Annotated in this window: 1 protein-coding gene; it reads right to left on the reverse strand. The window is 34.3% G+C overall.

What is annotated here, in order from left to right; all coding sequences use genetic code 11:
- Positions 1-1,016: 1,016 nt before the first annotated feature.
- On the reverse strand, positions 1,017-1,367 hold the full coding sequence (locus tag A8L44_RS06420) for a hypothetical protein (protein ID WP_077248007.1): 351 nt from the start codon (positions 1,365-1,367) through the stop codon (positions 1,017-1,019).
- Between the last annotated feature and the right edge of the window lie 1,681 nt (positions 1,368-3,048).

The following is a 3,048-nucleotide window of genomic DNA, read 5'->3' on the forward strand; positions in this document are numbered from 1 at the left end:
TGTCGTGTTAGCGACTCTTATATCATATCAATTCAGTTAGATTTTGTCAAGCATTTTCTTTTGATATTATTCACTAACAATCTCTCAAAATGTTTCGCGTTGCAGAAGCAACTTTTATATAATAACTTATATTTTTTATGAATGCAACCCTTTTTATAAATTATTTTTTATAAGTTTGCATTCAAGGATTTATCCGCCTTCTATCTCATAGCGACTTAATTATAATACCACTATTTCGAGTAATATAAAACTGGAATTTATATGTATTTTTCTATCTCTTCGGATCTCCTCTATATTTAGCGATTCTATCTGTATTTCAGTTCACGTCGAAACTCTCAGCTTGTTCAAAACTACTTCTACAGGAGGCGGTTAGCATGCATGAGATATTTATGCTCACTTTACGATTTACCATATCAAGAAGAAACAAAGCTAATTAAACGCAAAATTGATATTTCTATAATGCAGAAAAAAGATCGGTTTTTTTACATAACTCCGTTAATCACACAGTTAGCTTGTCTTATTTATATATGTATAAAGAGATGGCCAACACAGAACCATAAAAAAAATAGTGGATTTCCTTAAACAACCTGGTAAGCATCTTCTCGGAAACTTGTTATTTTATATTAGATGGTATACCTTCTTTCAGTGTGACAATATACTTGCATGAGACAAAGTATATATAGGAATGTTGATATTACTCTAATTACTATATAAAACGTTACTTACTGATACTTTCTTTTTCTTCTATAGAATAAGACAATCTTTTATTACTGATGGATCGATTGATTCTCTTCTTTATAATGATGCAATCTTTCCAGAAAGCTTTCGTACCTTCACTAAAACCCAGCAATCCAGCCGATAAACTTATAAGAGTATAGAACATCTTCTTTTTTAATCAACCCAACATTCAACATATTCAGCTCCGGTCTTTCTTTTAGATCCCCTGATTAATTAGTTCATGACTGGTAAAGTTATACTTCGTTTTTAATATCCAGTATTAAACCTTATGTCATATGCTATTTACTTTGAATTTCTTCACTGGTTTTCCCGTCCAGTGAATAGGATCCTCCGAGCATATCATTGTGTTTGGAATAGGGGAACGAGGTTCCTCCAATCACTTCTCGGTTCCACATCATGACCGTTACACTTATTTTCCCCTCCTGGAACTCATTATCTAATGGATGACCTTTAACGAAAAAACGGACTAAATGAATCTCTTTATTCAAATAGGGCTCGGGTTCGATGGATTGGACAGCCCAGTCCTGTTTAGCGGGAAGTTTCGTTAAGTCACTTATCGTATACGTCCTAGTCCTCTCTCCTTCATAGGACAGCTCATCATATCCTTTATCCTCTAGAATCCTTTGCAAATTCTCGCATTTTCCGTTAATGGTAGTTGTTCATCGCTTTGTGCGCACCCAGAGAGCAACAAGAAGATTAGAAAATACAGTGGTTTTTTCATTTCATCCCTCCTTATTTACAGATGATCCTCTATATTTAAAGGCATGAGAGCTCTGATTGTACCTTTCCTTTTATCATAGTATAGATAATTAATTAACCTACTACCCCCTTTTGTTTATATAACATACTAAATACAACACTGTATAAGTGACTTCCTTCATCCACTAACCTGTGCCCCGTTAGCTGCTTTTAAAAAAGCTAATCACTTAGTTTTTGCAATGGTGAAGTGTATTGAATCAATAAAAAAGCGAACCTAACATTGATGGGTTCGCTAAAATAACGGTGGTATTCCGAAAGGGAAGAATATTGGAGCTATGTAGATAAAACATAATAGTAAAATTAATAAAAGAGACATGACTATCGAAAAGACAGATCTAATGATCACTTTCTTATCATTTTTCCTTTCTAGCGGCAGCCCAACTACAGCTATACTCAGTGATACAAGCGAAAAAGGAATAAGGTAATACAATACACCCATGTTTCATTTCTAAGTCTGCTATAAAAAATCTAAAGAATGCAAATATGCAAAGTGCTATTAGCGTTATTCCAAAAGGCCATTGATTAGTTAAAAGTTTAAGACTCCTCTTGGCCACTCTCAATACAGCCAACCTTCCAAATATATCCTTTGTGTTATTGTAAGCCAATCTTTTTTCCTCATACAAGTGATAATTCTGTATTAAGGTTTAGTTAAAGAACTATCTTGATTTTGAATATGGATGCTTATTTTTTTATTTAGGAGCACCACCCTATGCAAATAGCCTTTAAATGAGGAATCGCCAATTAAGAGCCCATATTCATTGAATTATACGAACCTTATCCTTAATCTCTTTGCATAGTTAATAAAAATCATCACCAAAATAAACGGCAACTAATTCTCCTGATGAAAGAGGAAACTGTTCCTCTTCTTACAAAGAAATATTTAAAACTCGTGACATGCTCTAAAGATGTTTAGTTCATATATTTCTTTCACTATAATATGCAATATTTCATTAACCTTTCTCTATGTAAAGATGAATCAATTATGTTGTGTTCAAGCAATAGAGTGAGTATAACGGTGAGATTTTAGCAAGGATTTCTTTTAATCAATCGATTAGTTAACTTGGATACATTCAGTAAGTATATATCCATGAGCTTGTGATTAAGAAGAAGTGAAGAACCAATTCTCTTACGTTTTCCTGACCTTCTTCCCTATAGATTTTGATTAAAAAGGTTTAGGAGTCTCCCAGCTGAAATTCCAGGTTGAGTCCTTAATATATGTTTTCCAATTTTATTATTATCTCGTATGTTCACTAATAGGTGTGTTATACATGTTTTCTTACGGCTTTCCTCCATACTTCACCTACCTATGAAGCACCTTTAACCCGGCATAGGTCAGGCATAGGTAGGGCATAGCTGCTTTCCTCCACACTTCACCTACCTTTCAGACACCTTTTATCCATAGATCAGGCAAAGATGTCCCATAGGTGTTGAATAGCCAGCTTTTCTATAGCTTCCACACGTCTTTAAGGTAGTACCCTTGACGAAAAATCCTTCCCGATCCCATCAAGCCCAAACAAGTATAAATGATCTCTCTTGGTCCCTAAAAAACCG

Origin of the sequence: Bacillus sp. FJAT-27986 (genome assembly GCF_001685035.1) — a bacterium.
Taxonomy (GTDB): Bacteria; Bacillota; Bacilli; order Bacillales; family Pradoshiaceae; genus Pradoshia.